At 74.7% G+C, this 17576-nt stretch carries 15 protein-coding genes; 6 read left to right on the top strand and 9 right to left on the bottom strand.

Annotated elements, in window-relative coordinates; translation table 11 throughout:
- Positions 1-25: 25 nt before the first annotated feature.
- Entirely contained in the window at positions 26-1495 is a 1470-nt protein-coding gene (locus tag ACWCHM_RS00430) for an NAD(P)H-hydrate dehydratase (protein ID WP_454221235.1), read from the bottom strand.
- Positions 1496-1729: 234 nt separating this feature from the next.
- Between ACWCHM_RS00430 and ACWCHM_RS00425 the strand changes: the two genes are divergently transcribed.
- Together ACWCHM_RS00425 and ACWCHM_RS00420 are read left to right on the top strand one after the other, a co-directional pair.
- Entirely contained in the window at positions 1730-2026 is a 297-nt protein-coding gene (locus tag ACWCHM_RS00425; protein WP_281902809.1) for a hypothetical protein, read from the top strand.
- Positions 2023-3753, top strand: a complete 1731-nt coding sequence (locus ACWCHM_RS00420; protein WP_454221234.1) for an alpha/beta hydrolase — start codon at positions 2023-2025, stop codon at positions 3751-3753. Before ACWCHM_RS00425 ends, ACWCHM_RS00420 begins: the two co-directional genes overlap by 4 nt.
- Before the next feature lie 8 nt (positions 3754-3761).
- Here the strand turns inward: ACWCHM_RS00420 and glmS are convergent, their stop codons facing one another.
- Complete coding sequence (gene glmS / locus ACWCHM_RS00415; RefSeq protein ID WP_204957735.1) at positions 3762-5675, bottom strand: glutamine--fructose-6-phosphate transaminase (isomerizing); 1914 nt, start codon at positions 5673-5675, stop codon at positions 3762-3764.
- 818 nt (positions 5676-6493) lie between these two features.
- Between glmS and ACWCHM_RS00410 the strand changes: the two genes are divergently transcribed.
- Positions 6494-6991 (top strand): MmpS family transport accessory protein, encoded by a 498-nt coding sequence (locus tag ACWCHM_RS00410; RefSeq protein ID WP_454221233.1) that lies wholly within the window; start codon positions 6494-6496, stop codon positions 6989-6991.
- A 95-nt stretch (positions 6992-7086) separates the two neighbouring features.
- Positions 7087-8283 carry a pyridoxal phosphate-dependent aminotransferase gene (locus ACWCHM_RS00405; RefSeq protein ID WP_204957733.1) on the top strand — a complete coding sequence of 399 codons (1197 nt, stop codon included), beginning with the start codon at positions 7087-7089 and terminating at the stop codon, positions 8281-8283.
- 27 nt (positions 8284-8310) lie between these two features.
- On the opposite strand, the gene glmM is transcribed toward ACWCHM_RS00405, so the two are convergent.
- The 7 genes from glmM to ACWCHM_RS00370 all read right to left on the bottom strand — a co-directional run bounded on the left by glmM (position 8311) and on the right by ACWCHM_RS00370 (position 13805).
- On the bottom strand, positions 8311-9666 hold the full coding sequence (gene glmM / locus ACWCHM_RS00400; RefSeq protein ID WP_204957732.1) for a phosphoglucosamine mutase: 1356 nt from the start codon (positions 9664-9666) through the stop codon (positions 8311-8313).
- A 116-nt stretch (positions 9667-9782) separates the two neighbouring features.
- Positions 9783-10256: a 30S ribosomal protein S9 gene (gene rpsI / locus ACWCHM_RS00395; RefSeq protein WP_204957731.1), complete on the bottom strand. Its 474-nt coding sequence runs from the start codon at positions 10254-10256 to the stop codon at positions 9783-9785.
- Between the two features lie 20 nt (positions 10257-10276).
- Positions 10277-10720 (bottom strand): 50S ribosomal protein L13, encoded by a 444-nt coding sequence (gene rplM / locus ACWCHM_RS00390; RefSeq protein ID WP_088647410.1) that lies wholly within the window; start codon positions 10718-10720, stop codon positions 10277-10279.
- 211 nt (positions 10721-10931) lie between these two features.
- A complete protein-coding gene (locus ACWCHM_RS00385; protein ID WP_454221232.1) occupies positions 10932-12374 on the bottom strand; it encodes an MFS transporter in 1443 nt (480 codons plus the stop codon).
- 121 nt (positions 12375-12495) lie between these two features.
- Positions 12496-12801 carry a type II toxin-antitoxin system PemK/MazF family toxin gene (locus ACWCHM_RS00380; protein ID WP_204957730.1) on the bottom strand — a complete coding sequence of 102 codons (306 nt, stop codon included), beginning with the start codon at positions 12799-12801 and terminating at the stop codon, positions 12496-12498.
- Complete coding sequence (locus ACWCHM_RS00375; protein ID WP_091241872.1) at positions 12779-13036, bottom strand: DUF6364 family protein; 258 nt, start codon at positions 13034-13036, stop codon at positions 12779-12781. Before ACWCHM_RS00375 ends, ACWCHM_RS00380 begins: the two co-directional genes overlap by 23 nt.
- A 70-nt stretch (positions 13037-13106) precedes the next feature.
- A complete protein-coding gene (locus tag ACWCHM_RS00370; protein WP_204957729.1) occupies positions 13107-13805 on the bottom strand; it encodes a class I SAM-dependent methyltransferase in 699 nt (232 codons plus the stop codon).
- A 149-nt stretch (positions 13806-13954) separates the two neighbouring features.
- On the opposite strand from ACWCHM_RS00370, the gene ACWCHM_RS00365 reads away from it, so the two are divergent.
- Both ACWCHM_RS00365 and ACWCHM_RS00360 read left to right on the top strand, forming a co-directional pair.
- Positions 13955-16135 (top strand): molybdopterin oxidoreductase family protein, encoded by a 2181-nt coding sequence (locus ACWCHM_RS00365; protein WP_454221231.1) that lies wholly within the window; start codon positions 13955-13957, stop codon positions 16133-16135.
- Positions 16132-17565, top strand: coding sequence for an FAD-dependent oxidoreductase (locus tag ACWCHM_RS00360; protein ID WP_454221230.1), 1434 nt, complete (start codon positions 16132-16134; stop codon positions 17563-17565). Before ACWCHM_RS00365 ends, ACWCHM_RS00360 begins: the two co-directional genes overlap by 4 nt.
- Positions 17566-17576 lie beyond the last annotated feature (11 nt).

The following is a 17576-nucleotide window of genomic DNA, read 5'->3' as shown; positions in this document are numbered from 1 at the left end:
CGGTGGACGCCGACCCGGCCGCCGGTCAGAGCAGCGGGGCCGCCACCGTACGCAGTGCGGCCGCCACGTCCGGCGCGGTCACCGGGCCGCCCCGGGCCGCCTCCCGCCCGGCCAACCCGTGCAGGTACGCCGCCCCGGCCGCCGCCCGCTCCGGGGCCAACCCGGCGGCGAGCAGCGACCCGAGCAGCCCGGCCAGCACGTCGCCGGTGCCCCCGGTGGCCAGCGCGGGGCTGCCGGTCGGGTTGACGTACGCCCGGCCGTCCGGCGTGCCGACCACCGTGCGGTCCCCCTTGAGCAGCACCGTCGCGTTCATCCAGGCGGCCAGCCGCAGCGCGGCGGCGACCCGGTCGGCCCCCGGCTCCTCGCCGCACAGCCTGGCGAACTCCCGGTCGTGCGGGGTGACCACGATCGGGGCGTCCCGGTCCCGCAGCCGACCGGCGAGCGAACCGTCCACCAGCAGGGTCAACGCGTCCGCGTCGAGCACCACCGGCACCGGCGCGGCCAGCACCGCGCGCAGCTCCGCGCCGGCCTGCTCGTCGGTGCCGAGGCCGGAGCCGCAGACCCAGGCCTGCACCCGGCCGGCCCCGGCGACCCGGTCGGTGGCGATCACCGACGGGTGCTGGCGGACCACCTCGTCGCGGGCGCCGCCGGCGTACCTGACCAGCCCGGTGGGGCCGGCCAGCGCGCCACCCACCGAGAGCACCGCCGCCCCCGGGTAGGTCCGCGACCCGGTGGCCACCCCGACCACGCCCCGGCGGTACTTCTCCGAGGACGCGCCGCTGCGGGGCCACCAGTCGCGCACGTCCGACCACTCGGTGACGTGCAGCGCGGGGGTGCCACGCAGCCACAGCCCGAGCCCGATGTCGACCAACTCGACCTGCCCGGCGAGCGGGGCCGCCGGGCCGACCACCAGGGCCGGCTTGAGCGCGCCGAACGCCACCGTCACGTCGGCCCGCACCGCGCGGGGCCGGCCCACCCCGTCCGTCGGCACGTCCCCGGTGTCCACCGCCACCCCGCTGGGCACGTCCACCGCGACGACGGTGGCCCGGCCGCCGTCGCGGCCCCGCAATTCGGGCAGGCCGGCGACGAGTTCGTCGGCGGCGTCCCGCAGCCCGCCGGTGCCGCCGATCCCGACGATCCCGTCGAGCACCAGGTCGACCGTGGCGGGCGGGGCGTCGACCAGCCGTCCCCCGGCGGCCCGCAGCGCCGCCAGCCCGTCGGCGTGCGCCCGCCCGGGGGCGGTCGGCAGCACCGCGACCTGGGCACCCCGGCGGGCCAGCCGCTCACCGGCGTACAACGCGTCGCCGCCGTTGTCGCCGCTGCCGACCAGCAGCAGCACCCGCGCGCCGTACACCCCGCCCCGGTCGGCGAGCAGCAGGGCGCACCGCCGGGCCAACCCGGCCGCCGCCCGCTGCATCAGCGTCCCGGGCGGGAGGGCGGCCATCAGGCCGGCCTCCGCCGCGCGCACGTCCGACACCCGCCACACCGATCTCATGCCGCCCCCGTCTTCGCCGCCGGCCCGGTCGCTCGCGTCTGCCGTGGTCGAGATCACCCTACCGGCGGTGCGGGCGGCAGATTAGCCACCGGCGTCGCGGCCGGCAAGACCTGTGGACAACCCGGACGTACGACCCATGCCCGTCGTCCACAGGGCCCGCCGGAGGGCCGCCCGGCCACCTAGCGTCGGCGGCACGGTCACGGCGGCGGGCCGACCGAGGCAGGGAGGCGGACGATGACGGACGAGCCGGTGCGGGTGGACCTGCCGGTGCTGCGCGCCGCGGCCGGTGGGCTGGCCGACGAGGCGTACACGCTGGCCCGGGGGCTGGCGGGTCACCCCGGGTTGGTGCTGTCCGCGCCGGGTTGGCGGGCCGGGGCCGCGCTGGCCGGGCTGGAGTCGGCGGTGCACGCCTGGCACGGGGTGCTCGGCGTACGGGTCGCCGAGACCGGTGCCGCGCTGCGGGCCGCCGCCGAGGCGTACGCGGCGGCCGACGACCGGGCCGCCGGGCGACTGGCCGGTCGACCCCGATGATCGGGTACGCCCAGCTCTGGGCCGCCTCCCCCGGCGACTGGGCGGCGGCGGGGGTGGCCTGGCGCGGGCTGGACGCGCCGGTCACCCGACGGCGGTCCGGGTTGGCCGAGCAGGCGACGACGCTGCGGGCCGGCTGGTCGGGCGGGGCGGCCACCAGGGCCGGTGCCCGGCTCGACGGGCTGCGCGCGGAGCTGGGCACCATCCTGCCGGCGCTGGTCGAGACCGATCAGGTGCTCGCCGAGTTCGCCGGTCGGCTGCGGGTGGCCAAGGCCCGGCTCGCCGAGGCGGTGACGCTGGCCGACCGTACCGGCGTGGCGGTGGACCGGCACGGTGGGCTGCGGGCGGTCCCGCCGACCTGGCGCGGCCCCGAATCGGGCGGGCTGCCGGCCGGGACTGGTGCCCACCGCGCCCCGGCGGGTGGTGCCGGCGCGGCCCACTCCCCCGGCCCCCGCGCCGGCACGGGAGTGCCTGATGGCGGTCCCGGTGGCCGTGGGACCGGTGGTGGTGGCAACGGTGGCGGGGTGGGATCGCCGGCGGCGGTGGCCCAGGTGGCGGTGGCGCTGCGGGAGGCGTTGGCCCTGGCCGACGTGGCCGACCGGGAGGCCGCCGGCCGGCTGGCCGAGTTGACCGGGGCGGCCCGCACCGGCTGGGTGCAGCGGCCACCACCGGGCCGGCCGGCCGACGATGCCACCCCGGCAGCGGTCCGCGCCTGGTGGGACGGTCTCACCCCGGCCCAACGACGCTGGCTGGTGCTGCACGAACCGGCCCGGACCGGCCCCCGCGACGGGGTGCCGGCGGCGGCCCGGGACCAGGCGAACCGGCTGCTGCTGGCCGGGCACCGGGAGGCCCTGCTGGCCGAACGCCGGGCGTTGTCGGCCAGCGGGTCGGGCGGGCGTTCCGGGCTGCGCCGGATCGACCGGGCGCTGGCCGCCCTGGACGGGCTCGCCGGACGACTCGCCGCGACGACGGGACCCCGGGCGTACCTGCTCGGGCTCGACCCGCGCGGCGACGGCCGGGCGATCGTGGCGCTGGGCAACCCGGACCGGGCCCGCCGGGTGCTGACCTACGTGCCGGGCATGACGAGCGACCTCGCCGACGTCCCCGGTGAGCTGGGCCGGGCCGCCCGGGTGCAGGACCGGTGCACCGCCCTCGCTCCCGGCGAGGAGACGGCGGCGGTGCTGTGGCTGGACTACGACGCCCCCGACTTCCTGCCCGAAGCGTCCTCACCGGCCCAGGCCCGGGACGCCGGGCCCGGCCTGCACCGCTTCCAGGAGGGGCTACGCGCCACCCATGACGGACCGCCGGCCCGGCAGACCGTGCTGGGGCACAGTTACGGCTCGCTGGTGGTGGGCAGCGCCGCCCGCGACCACGGGTTGGCCGCCGACGCGCTGGCCTTCGTCGGGTCACCGGGGGTGGGGGTGGACCGGGCCGGGGCGCTCGGCCTGCCGCCGGGGCAGGTCTGGTCGAGCACCGCCGGCGACGACGTGATCCGGCTGGTCGAGCCACCCCGGGAGCTGGCCGGTCGGGCGGTGCTGGCCACCTCGCCGCTGGCCAGCGCCGCCGCGCTGTTCCGCCCGGACGACCACCGGCTGTGGTTCGGGCACGACCCGAGCGACCCGGGTTTCGGCGGCCGGACCTTCCCCAGCGGCCGGGGCGGCCACACCGGCTACTGGGACCCCGACAATCCCGCCCTGGACGGGATGGCCCGGATCGTGCTCGGCCGGTGAGCGGCGTCCTACTCCACGGTGACCGACTTCGCCAGGTTGCGCGGCTGGTCCACGTCGTGCCCCCGGGCGGCGGCGATCTCGGCCGCGAACACCTGCAACGGCACGGTGGTGACCAGCGGCGCGAGCAGGGTCGGCGTACGCGGCACATAGATCAGATGGTCGGCGTAGCGGACCACCGCCTCGTCGCCCTCCTCGGCGATCACGATGGTCCGCGCGCCCCGGGCCCGCACCTCCTGGATGTTGGAGACGACCTTGTCGTGCAGCATGCCCCGGCCGACCGGCGACGGCACCACGCAGATCACGGGGGTGCCCTTGTCGATCAGGGCGATCGGCCCGTGCTTCAGCTCACCGGCGGCGAACCCCTCGGCGTGCATGTACGCCAACTCCTTGAGCTTGAGCGCACCCTCCAGGGCCACCGGGTAGCCGACGTGCCGGCCGATGAACAGCACCGTCGGCTCCGACTTCAGCTCCCGGGCCAGCTCCCGCACCGGCTCGATGCGACCCAGCAGCTCCCGCAGCTTGCCCGGCATCTCCTGGAGCTGGGCCACCACCGCGCCGACCTCGTCGGCGAACTTGATCCCGCGCACCTGGGCCAGGTGCAGGCCGATCAGGTAGCAGGCGACCAGCTGGGTGAGGAACGCCTTGGTCGAGGCGACGGCGATCTCCGGGCCACCATGGGTGTAGAGCACCGCGTCGGACTCGCGCGGAATGGTGGAGCCGTTGGTGTTGCAGATGGCCAGCACCCGGGCCTTCTGCTCCTTGGCGTGCCGCAACGCCATCAGGGTGTCCATCGTCTCGCCGGACTGCGAGATCACCACGATCAGGGTGGACCGGTCGAGCACCGGGTCGCGGTAGCGGAACTCGCTGGCCAGTTCCACCTCGCAGGGGATCCGGGTCCAGTGCTCGATGGCGTACTTGGCGACCATGCCCGAGTGGTACGCGGTGCCGCAGGCCACGATGAAGATCTTGTCGACGTCGCGCAGGTCCTGGTCGCTGAGGCGGACCTCGTCGAGGGCGATCTCCCCGGTCTCGGTGAGCCGGCCGAGCAGGGTGTCCGCGATGGCCTGCGGCTGCTCCTCGATCTCCTTGAGCATGAACCAGTCGTAACCGCCCTTCTCGGCGGCCGAGGAGTCCCAGTCGATGTGGAAGTCCTTGCCGGTGGCCGGCTGGCCGTCGAAGTCGGTGATCTCGATGCTGTCGGCGGTGATCAGGACGAGCTGGTCCTGCCCCAGCTCGACCGCCTCGCGGGTGTGCTCGATGAACGCCGCCACGTCACTGGCCAGGTAGTTCTCCCCGTCACCCCGGCCGACCACCAGCGGCGAGTTGCGCCGGGCACCGACCACCGCACCCGGGATGGCCGCGTCGACGGCGAGCAGGGTGAATGCGCCCTCCAACCGCCGGCACACCACCCGCATCGCGGCGGCGAGCAGCTGCGGGCCGTCGGTGCCACCGGCCGCCCGCAACTCGGCGAGCGCGTGGGAGAGCAGGTGGGCGGCGCACTCGGTGTCGGTGTCGCTGGTGAACTGGACGCCGTCGTCCTCCAGCTCGGCGCGGAGCTTGGCGAAGTTCTCGATGATGCCGTTGTGGATCACGGCGACCCGGCCGTCGGGGGCCAGGTGCGGGTGGGCGTTGCGGTCGGTCGGGCCGCCGTGGGTGGCCCACCGGGTGTGGCCGATGCCGGTGGTGCCGTCGCCGATGCCGACCGGGCTGGCGGCGCAGTCGTCGGGGTTGGTGGCGGCCCGCTCGGAGAGGACCTTCTCCAGGTTGGCCAGCTTGCCGGCCTTCTTCTCGGTGAGCAGCTCGTCGTCGCAGACGATCGCGACCCCGGCCGAGTCGTAGCCCCGGTATTCCAGCCGCCGCAGTCCGTCGAGCACGATGCCGAGCGCCGGGCGCGCGCCGGCGTAACCCACGATTCCACACATGGTTCGCAGCCTAACCCAGTTTCGCTCACCTCGCGTGCGCGGAAGCCAGGCAAACGATCACCGAATTTGAGCGATCGGGCGGTGACGGGCGGCAACCGGACGACCGTCCCAGCCGTCCGGCCGTACGGGGTTGCGGCAGGCCCGCCGGTACGACAGTCTCTCGGCGACCCTGGAACGTCCCTGGGACGGCCCGCACGCCCCTTTCCTCCCTTTCCGTCCCCGGAGCAGCCATGTCCGACACGTCGCCACCCAGCGACCCCACTCCCCCATCCGGCGATTCCGCACCTACGGCCGGCAGTTCCGTACCTGCCGCCAGCGACCCCGCACCTGCCGCCGGTGACCCGACGCCTCCGGCAGCCGGCTACCCGGGTCCCGGGCCCGCCGGTGCCCCGGGCCCGTCCGCGTGGGCCCCGCCGGACCCGTTCGCGGTCCCACAGCCCTGGGCGGCCCCCGGCCCTTGGGTCCACGGATCGGCACCCGGCCCCTCCGCCGCCGCCTATCCCGACCCGACCGGTGCCGCTTATCCCGACCAGACCGGTGCCGCCTATCCCGACCCGACCGGCCCGGCTCCTCCCGGCCCGCTCGGCTCACCTTCTTCCGGCCCGGCCCCCGGTACGCCCGGCGTCGCCTGGCCCGCCGGCCCGCCCGGAATCCCCGCCGGCCCACCCGCCGCCGGCTGGCCCGGAATCCCCGGCGGGCCACCCGCAGCGGGCTGGCCCGGCGGGCCACCCGGTCCCGGCTGGCCGCCGCCGGGTTATCCGCCGCCGTTCGCCCACCCCGGATACCCGCAGGCGGGCAGGCGGACCGGCGTCGGCACGGTGGTGGGCATCGTGCTCGCCGTGGTCGTGGTGCTCGCCCTCGTCGGCTGCGCCTGCTTCTGCGGGGGTGGTGCCCTGCTGGGTAGGACCGGGCCGGACACGGCGACCGAGGACCCCTACGGCCGGGGTTACTACGACGACGAACCCGAGCCGAGCTGGAGCCCACCGCAGCCGTTCCAACCCTCCGCGCCCGCCACCCGGCCGGCCGACGGCCCCGGCCGGTACCCGGTGACCTACGAGGTGACCGGCACCGGCCCGGTGGACCTCCAGTTCTACGACGGGGACGGCTACTTCATCCAGCAGGAGAACGTACGGCTGCCCTGGCGGATGGAGCTGCGTACCGACGATCCGAACCGGGTGCTGGTCAGCGCCGCCCGCTCCGACGGCAACCCGGGCGGGTTCCGGTGCGCCACCACCGTCGGCACCCGACCCCGGGTCACCGACGTGGCCAGTCCGGACGACTGGCGGGTGCAGTGCCACGCCAACCCGATCCGTTGACCACACCCGACCAGCGGCAGCGAGCCGGCTCAACGGCGGAAAGGTGGTGACGAGCCCTGGTGGCGGGGGTGGTCGCGGGCCGTAGGCTGACGGGCGTGACGACGCCTACCGATGTCGACCCGCTGGTGGCCCGGATGCGCCCGTTCGGGACGACCGTCTTCGCGGAGATGTCCGCGCTCGCCGTCCGGACCGGTGCGGTCAACCTGGGCCAGGGCTTCCCGGACACCGACGGGCCGCCCGAGATGCTCGCCGCCGCCGCCGAGGCGCTGCGCTCCGGGCACAACCAGTACCCGCCCGGTCCGGGGGTGCCCGTGCTGCGCCGGGCCGTCGCCGAGCACCAGCTGCGCTTCCACGGCCTGACGTACGACCCGGACGGCGAGGTGGTCGTCACCGCCGGGGCCACCGAGGCGGTCGCGGCCAGCATCCTCGCGCTCTGCGAGCCGGGCGACGAGGTGATCTGCTTCGAGCCGTACTACGACTCTTACGCGGCGTCGGTCGCCCTGGCCGGGGCGGTACGGCGGCCGGTGACGCTGCGTCCCGGCGACGACGGCCGGTACGCCTTCGACCCGGACGAGCTACGGGCCGCGTTCGGGCCGCGTACCCGGCTGGTGCTGCTGAACTCGCCGCACAACCCGACCGGGAAGGTCTTCACCGCACCGGAGCTGGCCCTGGTCGCCGACCTCTGCCGGGAACACGACGTGTACGCGGTCACCGACGAGGTGTACGAGCACCTCGTCTTCACCGACGCCGCCGCCACGCACCTGCCGCTGGCCACCCTGCCGGGGATGTGGGAACGCACCCTGCGCATCTCGTCGGCCGGCAAGACCTTTTCCTGCACCGGGTGGAAGGTGGGCTGGGTCAGTGGGCCCGCCCCGCTGGTCTCGGCGGTGCTGCGGGTCAAGCAGTTCCTCACCTATGTCAACGCCGCACCGCTGCAACCGGCGGTCGCCGTGGCGTTGGCCCTGCCCGACGACTACTACACCGGTTTCCGCGACAGCCTCCAACGGCAGCGGGACCTGCTGATCGGTGGCCTGACCGACGCCGGTTTCACGGTGCTCACCCCGGAGGGGACGTACTTCGTCACCGCTGACATCACCGGCCTCGGCGGTCGGGACGGGCTGGAATTCTGCCGGTCCCTGCCGGAACGCTGCGGCGTGGTGGCGGTGCCCACCCAGGTCTTCTACGACGACGCCGAGGCCGGCCGCCGGCTGGTCCGGTTCGCCTTCTGCAAGCGCCCCGAGGTGCTGACCGAGGCGGTCACCCGGCTACGCGGACTGGCCGCCGCACACTGATCCCGCCGGCGGCGGAGCGGAGACCGGTCAGCTGGCGGGGCTGGCGCTGCGGACCTGCTCGGCGATCCGTTCGGCCACCGACCGGGCGGTCTCCTCGGTGCCGGCCTCCACCATCACCCGGACCAGCGGTTCGGTGCCTGACGGGCGCAGCAGCACCCGACCGGTCTCCCCCAGCTCGGCCTCGGCCCGTTCGACCTCGGCCGCGACGGCGGGCGCGGTGGCACCGACGGTACGGTCCCCGACCGGCACGTTGATCAGCACCTGCGGCAGCTTGGTGACCACCGAGGCCAGCTCGGCCAGGGACCGGCCGGTGGCGGCCATCCGGGCCATCAGGTGCAGGCCGGTGAGCACCCCGTCGCCGGTGGTGGCGTGCGCGGGCATGACGAGGTGTCCGCTCTGCTCGCCGCCGAGGGCGAGGCCGGAGGCGCGCAGCTCCTCCAGCACGTACCGGTCGCCGACCTTGGTCTCGACCAGCCGGATGCCCTGCGCGGACATGGCCAGCCGCAGGCCGAGGTTGCTCATCACGGTGGCGACCAGGGTGTCCCGGGTCAGCTCGCCGGCGTCGCGCAGGGCCAGCGCGAGGATCGCCATCAGCTCGTCGCCGTCGACCTCCGCGCCGTCGGCGTCGACGGCGACGCAGCGGTCCGCGTCGCCGTCGTGGGCGAGGCCCAGGTGCGCACCGTGCTCGACCACGGCGGCCCGCAGGCCGTCGAGGTGGTTGGAACCGCACTCGTCGTTGATGTTGAGGCCGTCCGGCTCGGCGTGGATCGCGATGACCTCGGCGCCCGCCTCCCGGTAGGCCACCGGGGCGACCTCGGCGGCGGCGCCGTTGGCGCAGTCGACCACCACCTTGATCCCGTCGAGGCGGTGCGGCACGGTGCCGACGAGGTGCTGCACGTAGTGGTCGGCACCGTCGAGCAGGTCGTGCACCCGGCCGACGCCGGCACCGACCGGGCGGTCCCAGGCGGTGGTGGCGTTCGCCTCGACAGCGGCCTCGATCCGCAGCTCGATCTCGTCGGGCAGTTTGTGCCCGCCGGCGGCGAACAGCTTGATCCCGTTGTCAGGCATGGGGTTGTGCGAGGCGGAGAGCATCACGCCCAGGTCGGCCTTGGCCTCGGCGGTCAGGAACGCCACGGCGGGGGTGGGCAGCACGCCGACCCGGACCACGCTGGCCCCGGCGCTGGTGAGGCCGGCGACCACGGCGGCCTCCAGCATCTCGCCGCTGGCCCGGGTGTCCCGGCCGACCACCGCCAGCGGCGGGTGGCTGCGGTCCGACTCGGCCAGCGTGTGCGCGGCGGCCACGGCCACCGCGAGCGCCAGTTCCGGGGTGAGGTCGACGTTCGCCCGCCCGCGTACGCCGTCCGTGCCGAACAACCGACCCATACCCGCCAACCTCCGGTGCGACTGCGATGAGTGGAGCAAACGGAACGGCCGGGCCACCTCCCCGCTGGGGGAGGCGGACCCGGCCGTCCGTCAGAAGTACAACGCGCTGTCGATGATCAGCGCTTCGAGTACTGGGGTGCCTTACGGGCCTTCTTGAGACCGTACTTCTTGCTTTCCTTGACCCGGGCGTCCCGGGTGAGGAAACCGGCCTTCTTCAGCGCCGGACGGTCGTCCGGCTCGCTGACGATCAGCGCGCGGGCGATGGCCAGCCGCAGCGCACCGGCCTGGCCGGTGGTGCCGCCGCCCCGCAGGTTGGCGATGACGTCGAACGCCTCGGGCTTCTCGGCGGTGACCAGCGGGTCCTTGATGAGCTGCTGGTGCACCTTGCTCGGGAAGTAGGCCTCAAGGTCGCGGCCGTTGCAGGTGATCTTGCCGCTGCCGGGGACGATGCGGACCCGGACGATGGCCTCCTTGCGGCGGCCGACGGTCTGGATCGGGCGGTCACCACGCGGCGCGCGGGCGACGGGCGCGGGCGCCTCGGTGGCCTCGGGGGCTTCCGCGGCAACCTCGGTCTCGGTGATGTCGGTCATGCTGTTTCCTTCGCCCTCGCTCACTGCGCGATCTGCTTGATCTCGAACGGCACCGGCTGCTGCGCCAGGTGCGGGTGCTCGGCGCCGGCGTAGACCTTCAGCTTCTTGATCAGCTGACGGCCCAGCTTGTTGTGCGGGAGCATGCCCTTCACGGCCAGCTCGATCGCCCGCTCGGGCCGCTTGGTCAGCAGCTCCTCGTAGCCGACCTGCTTGAGGCCGCCCGGGTAACCGGAGTGCCGGTAGGCGACCTTGGTCTGCCGCTTGTTGCCGGTCAGCGCCACCTTGCCCGCGTTCACGATGACGACGAAGTCGCCCGTGTCGACGTGCGGCGCGAAAGTCGGCTTGTGCTTGCCGCGCAGCAGCGTGGCGGCGTGGGTGGCCAGGCGGCCCAGCACGACATCAGAGGCGTCGATAACGTGCCACTGACGCTCGATCTCACCCGGCTTCGGGCTGTACGTACGCACAGGTCTACCTTGTCTCGTCGTCGGTCTGGGGTCGCGCGCCGAGGTGACCAGAGGCTTCCCGGCCGGACCAGCGCGCACGAACGACCAAGCGTACCTGAGCGGCACGCCTCTGGATGTCGTACAACAGCAGGCAACGATACCCGCCGCCCCGTCAGCTGGTCAAAACGGGGGGTCGACCGGCGTGGCCTGCGGTTTTCCCGCATGACCAGGGTCACACCCCGGTGAGCCTACCCGGGCCGGGCCGCAGGTAGACCGTCCAGGTCACCACGAAGCAGAGCGCGTACCACCCGATGAAGGCCAGATAGGCGGCGTCGGCGTTGCCCGAGACGAGGAAGGACTGCCGGAAGGCCACGTTCACCAGCACCCCACCCGAGGCGCCGACCGCCCCGGCGATGCCGATCAGGGCCCCGGAGAGCCGCCGGGCCCGACGCTGGGCGGCGACCGGGTCGCCGGTCAGCTCCGCCTCGGCCGTCGCGCGGGCCCGGAAGATCGCCGGGATCATCTTGTACGTCGACCCGTTGCCGATGCCGGAGAAGACGAACAGCGACAGGAACCCGGTCAGGTAGAGCGGGAACGACCGCTCCCGGGCGGCGTAGAGCACCAGGCTGGCACCGACGGCCATGGCGACGAAGTTCCAGAAGGTCACCCGGGCCCCGCCGAGCCGGTCGGCGAGCTGCCCGCCGACGGGCCGGATCAGCGAACCGATCAGTGGTCCGAGGAAGGTCAGCCAGGCCGCGTCGACCGGGGTGGGGAACCGCTCGGCGAACTGGAGCTGGAGCACCTGACCGAAGGCGAAACCGAAGCCGATGAACGAGCCGAAGGTGCCCACGTACAGCAGGGACATCACCCAGGTGTGCCGGTCGCGGGCGGCCTCGCGCAGCGCGCCGGGCTCGTTGTGGGCATCCGGGATGTTGTCCAGCCAGCGGGCGGCGGCGAGCGCGGCCAGCACGATCAGCGGCAGGTAGACCGCCGGCACCAGCCGGGGGTACGCGGCCCCGGCGGTGGCCAGCACCGCCAGCCCGACCAGTTGCACCGCCGGTACGCCGAGGTTGCCGCCGCCGGCGTTGAGCCCGAGCGCGCGGCCCTTGAGCCGGTCGGGGAAGAACAGGTTGATGTTCGCCATCGACGAGGCGAAGTTGCCCCCGCCCACCCCGGTGAGGCAGGCCAGCACCATCAGCGTGGTATAGGACACCCCCGGCTCCAGCAGCACCGTCATCGGCACCGCCGGCAGGAGCAGCAGCAGCGCGCTGACGATGGTCCAGTTCCGCCCGCCGAAGCGGGCCACGGCCAGGGTGTACGGCAGCCGCAGCACCGCACCCAGCGCGGCCGGTACGGCGGTGAGCAGGAACTTGCCCGCCGGGTCGATGCCGTAGGCCGGGCCGAGGAAGAGCACGGTGACCGACCAGAGGCTCCACACCGAGAAGCCGACGTGCTCGGCGAAGATCGACACCCAGAGGTTACGACGGGCGATCGGGGCTCCGGTCGTCCGCCAGAAGGTGGGGTCCTCGGGACGCCAGTCGTCGAGCCGGTGGCGGCGTCCGGCCCCCCGGTCGGCCGGCGGGCCGGCGGCTGTCGACGGGTCGACCTCCGGCGGCGCGTCGGTGACGCCCGGCGGGTCGGCGGCGGGGTTGCTGCTGCTGGCGAGCGCGCTCACGGCGATTCCTCCTCATCGATGTGAGGAGGATGGTAGGCAGTGCCGGTTTCCCGGCGGTGGCCCGGCTGGGTCGTTCCGGAAACGGGAATCGCACGTCGCCCGGAAACCTGCGGTGAGGTGGTCAGAGCTCCTGGAGGATGCGCAACGCGCGGGTCACCCGCTGCATGGTCTCGGTGTCGGCGACGTCCACGCACTCGGTGAACCACTTCTTCATCGGCGCGGACAGCCGGTCGGGCATGACCACGTTGCCACCCATCGGCACGGCGAGCGGGGAGTCGCGCAGCAGCGCGGTCTCGACCACCTCGGCGACGATCACGATCGGCACGTCGGTGGAGTTGTAGACGTCGGAGCTGATCACCAGGCCGAGCCGTTCCCGGGCGCCCTCGATGCGCCAGACCTCTCCCCTACGCAGCACGCGGGCGACCACCGAAGAGCACGTCGGCGACCATCCCCACCTCACGGGCGTCGGCGAGGGCGGCGGATTCCAGGTCGAGCCCGGCCCGACCGACCGCCTCGGCGTGCGCGGTGAACACCTCCCGCAGGGCCTTCTCCCGGGCGGCCTGGTCCATCCAGGCGGAGAGGGACAGGCCCTCCCGTTTGGCGAACCGGCGGGCCTCCTCGATCGTCTCGTCCGAGAACGAGAGGGTCACCTTGGCAGTCATGCCGTCGATCCTACCCCTGGTATGACCACAGGTCATCCCCATGACCCGACCGTCGCACCGACGGCCCGGGTCAGGCCGGCCGGCGTCCGCCGAAGACGGCGAACCGCCACGCCTTGTAGAAGCAGTCCACGTCGACCAGGCCGGCGTCGACAAGCCACCGGCACTGGTCGGTCACCGACGCCGGGCGGTCGTGCCGCATCCGCTGCCGGGCGGCGGCGATCTCGTCGGCGTCCGACCCGCGGGCGGCGGTCTGCGCCAGCCAGACGTCGTCGTAGCGGCGGTCCAGCGTCGGGGTGGGGCCGGCCACCTGCTCGGCGTTGACGAACACCCCGCCGGGGACGAGCGCGTCGGCCGCCCGCCGGTAGAGGGCGCGCTTGCCGTCGTCGTCGAGGTGGTGCACGGCCAGCGCGGAGACCACCGCGTCGTACCGGCCGGCGGGCAGCGGGTCGGCCAGGTCGGCCACGACGGTGCGGTGCGCCACCCCCCGGGCGGTCAGCCCGTCGCCGGCCACCGCGAGCATCCGGGCGGCCCCGTCGACCAGGGTCACCCGCACCCCGGGCAGCGCCGCGGTGAGCAGCAGCGAGAGCAGCCCGGTGCCGGCGCCCAGGTCGAGCACCTCGGGGGTACGGCCGGCGGCGGACGCGGCCCGCAGCGGTGGGGCGGCAACCTCGACGGCAGTGCCGTAGAAGTCGTCGAAGCAGGGGACGAGCCGACGGCGGGCCTGATCGTAGGAGCCCGCCACCGCATCGAAGGCCGCCGTCACGTCCATGATCCGTCCTCCCAAATATTAGGAAATCTGTCTCATATTATAGACCCCACCGACCGGTCCGATGCACCCGTGCGGTGTGAACCGCTCTTGACAGGACCGAAACAGAAGGGACCCCAGTCGGAAACCGCCCGGCGGCACGCTTTGCGGACATGACAGACGGTGCACGCGCCGCGACACGAACGGGGCCCCCACCCCGGGAAGTGGGGACGCACTGCCCGTACTGCGCACTCCAGTGCGGCATGGTCCTGCGGGACACCGACGACGGCCGGACCGAGGTCCAGCCCCGACAGTTCCCCACCAACCGGGGCGGGTTGTGCCAGAAGGGCTGGACCGCCGCCGACCTGCTCGACCACCCCGACCGGTTGACCACCCCGCTGGTCCGTGACCCGTCGGGCGAGCTGCGGCCGGCCAGCTGGCAGGTCGCGCTGGACCGGATCGCCGACGGGCTGCGCACCGTCCAGCGGACCCACGGGCGGGACGCGGTCGCCGTCTTCGGCGGCGGCGGGCTCACCAACGAGAAGGCGTACGCCCTCGGCAAGTTCGCCCGGGTGGCGCTGCGCACCCGGCACATCGACTACAACGGCCGGTGGTGCATGTCCTCCGCCGCGGCGGCCGGGCTGCGCGCCTTCGGCGTCGACCGGGGGCTGCCGTTCCCGCTGACCGACCTGGGCCGCACCGACACCCTGCTGCTGGTCGGGGCGAACCCGGCCGAGACCATGCCGCCACTGATGCGGCACGTGACCGACCAGCGGGCCCGGGGCGGCCGGCTGATCGTCGTCGACCCCCGGCTCACCGCCACCGCCCGCCAGGCCGACCTGCACCTGCAACCGCTGCCCGGCACCGACCTCGCGGTCGCCAACGCGCTGCTGCACATCGCGCTCACCGAGGGACTGATCGACAGGGACTACGTCGCCGCCCGCACCGAGGGCTTCGACGCGGTCCGCCGTACCGTCGCCGAGTACTGGCCGGCCGAGGTGGAACGGCTCTCCGGGATTCCGGTGGCCGACCTGGAGGCGACCGCCCGCGCGCTCGGCACCGCCGCCTCAGCGATCATCCTCACCGCACGGGGCGCCGAACAGCACGCCAAGGGCGTCGACACGGTCAGCGCCTACGTCAACCTCGCCCTCGCCCTCGGCCTGCCCGGCCGCCCACACTCCGGGTACGGCTGCCTCACCGGCCAGGGCAACGGCCAGGGCGGACGCGAGCACGGCCAGAAGGCCGACCAGCTCCCCGGCTACCGCAAGATCGACGATCCGGCCGCCCGCACGCACGTCGCCGGGGTCTGGGGCGTCGACCCGGCCGAGCTGCCCGGCCCCGGAGTGCCCGCCTACCAGCTGCTCGATTCGCTCGGCACCCCCGACGGCCCCCGCGCGCTGCTGGTCTTCGGCTCCAACCCGGTGGTCTCCGCCCCCCGCGCCGCCCGGGTCGAGTCCCGGCTGCGCGGGCTCGACCTGCTGGTGGTGGCCGACTTCCTGCGCTCCGAGACGGCCGAGCTCGCCGACGTGGTGCTCCCGGTGGCCCAGTGGGCCGAGGAGGACGGCACGATGACCAATCTGGAGGGTCGGGTGCTGCGCCGCCGGGCGCTGCGCGAACCACCCCCCGGCGTCCGTACCGACCTGGCGGTCCTCGCCGACCTCGCCGCCCGCCTCGACGACACCGACCCGGTGCCGGCCGGCCCGGGGACCGGTCCGGCCGGGGCGGCGGACGGTCCGGCCCCGGTGACCACGCCGGAGCGCTTCCCCACCGACCCGAGGGTGGTCTTCGCCGAGCTGCGCCGGGCCTCCGCCGGTGGCGTCGCCGACTACGCCGGGGTGAGCTGGGAACGGATCGAATCCGCCGACGGGGTCTTCTGGCCGTGCCCCGACCCGGACGGACCCGACTCCCCCCGGCTCTTCGCCGACACGTTCCCCACCCCGACCGGCCGGGCCCGGTTCCACGCGGTCCGGCACCGGCCGGCGGCCGAGCCGGTCTGCGCCGACTATCCGCTGCACTTCACCACCGGGCGGGTGCTCGCCCAGTACCAGTCCGGCACCCAGACCCGACGGGTCGACGCGCTGCGCCGGGCCGCCCCGCACGGCTTCGTCGAGCTGCACCCCGACCTGGCCGCCCGGCTCGGCGTCGACGACGGCGACGAGGTACGGGTCGCCTCCCGCCGCGGTGAGCTGCGGGCACCGGCCCGGCTCAGCCCGACCATCCGGCCGGACACCGTCTTCGCCCCGTTCCACTGGCCCGGTGCGGCCCGCGCCAACTCGGTCACCAACGACGCCCTCGACCCGGTCTCCGGAATGCCCGAGTTCAAGATCTGCGCGGTCCGGGTGGAGCGGGCATGACCGGCCACATCGTGATCGTCGGGTACGGCATGGCCGGCGCCCGGCTCGCCACCGAACTGCACGCCCGCAACGGGGACCGCAAGGTCACCGTGCTCGGGGCGGAACCGCACCGGGCGTACAACCGGATCATGCTGTCCACGCTGCTCGCCGGCAAGGTCGACGAGCCCGACGTGGAGCTGGCCGAGGTCGCCGGGCAGGGCACCGACGTGCGGACCGGCGCGACCGTCACCGCCATCGACCGGGCCGCCCGCACGGTGCGCACCCCCGACGGCGACCTCGACTACGACCACCTGGTCCTCGCCACCGGCAGCCGGGCCGTGGTGCCCCCGCTGGCCGGCCTCGACCCGGCCGCCCTGCCGCCCCGGGTGGCCGTCTTCCGTACCCTGGCCGACTGCCGCCGGATCCTGGCCACCGCCCGGTCGGCGCGCACCGCGCTGGTGCTCGGCGGGGGGCTGCTCGGCCTGGAGGCGGCCCGTGGCCTCGCCGCCCGGGGGCTCGCGGTGACCGTGGTCCACCCCCACCCGTACCTGATGGAACGGCAGCTCGACCCGGCCGCCGGCGCGGTGCTCGCCGGCACGTTGGCCGGGCTCGGCGTCGCCACCCGGCTGGGCGTCCCGGCGACCGGGCTGGCCGCCGACCCCGACGGGGTCCGCCTCGACCTGGCCGACGGCACCGCCCTGCACGCCGACCTGCTGGTGCTCTCCTGCGGGGTGCGCCCCGACACCGGCCTGGCCACCGCCGCCGGGCTGACCGTCGACCGGGGGGTGCAGGTCGACGACCGGCTGCGCACCGACGACGAGGCGATCTCGGCGATCGGCGACTGTGCCCGCCCGCCCGGCCAGGGCCCGACCGGGCTGGTCGCACCCGCCTGGGCGCAGGCCCGGGTGGTGGCCCGGCTGCTCACCGGCGAGGACCCCGCCGCCCGCTACCGGCCCCGGCCGGTGGTCACCCGGCTCAAGGCCGCCGGGATCGACCTGGCCGCGATGGGCGACCCGGCCGGCGGCCCTGGTGAGGAGCTGACCTTCAGCGACCCGGCCCGGGGGACGTACGCCCGGCTGCGCATCCACCACGACCGGCTCACCGGGGCGATCCTGCTCGGCGACAACCCGTCGGTCGGCACGGTGGTGCAGCTCTTCGACCGGGGCACCCCGGTCCCCACCGACCGGCGGGCACTGCTGCTCGGCCGGTCACTCGGCGCTCCCGCCGCCCCCGTCGCCTCCCCGGCGCTGATGCCGGACGCGGCGACCGTCTGCCAGTGCAACGACGTCGACAAGGGCACCCTGGTCCGCTGCTGGCGCTCCGGGGCCCGGACGGTCGACGAGGTGGTCGCCGCGACCCGGGCCGGAACCGGCTGCGGTGGCTGCCGGCAGGCCGTCGGCGGGATCGTCGACTGGCTGTCCGAGGCGGACTCGGTGGGGACGACCCGATGACCGTGACGACA

This window comes from Micromonospora sp. SCSIO 07396, assembly GCF_053667945.1.
This window is presented reverse-complemented; position numbering and strand designations above follow the sequence as displayed.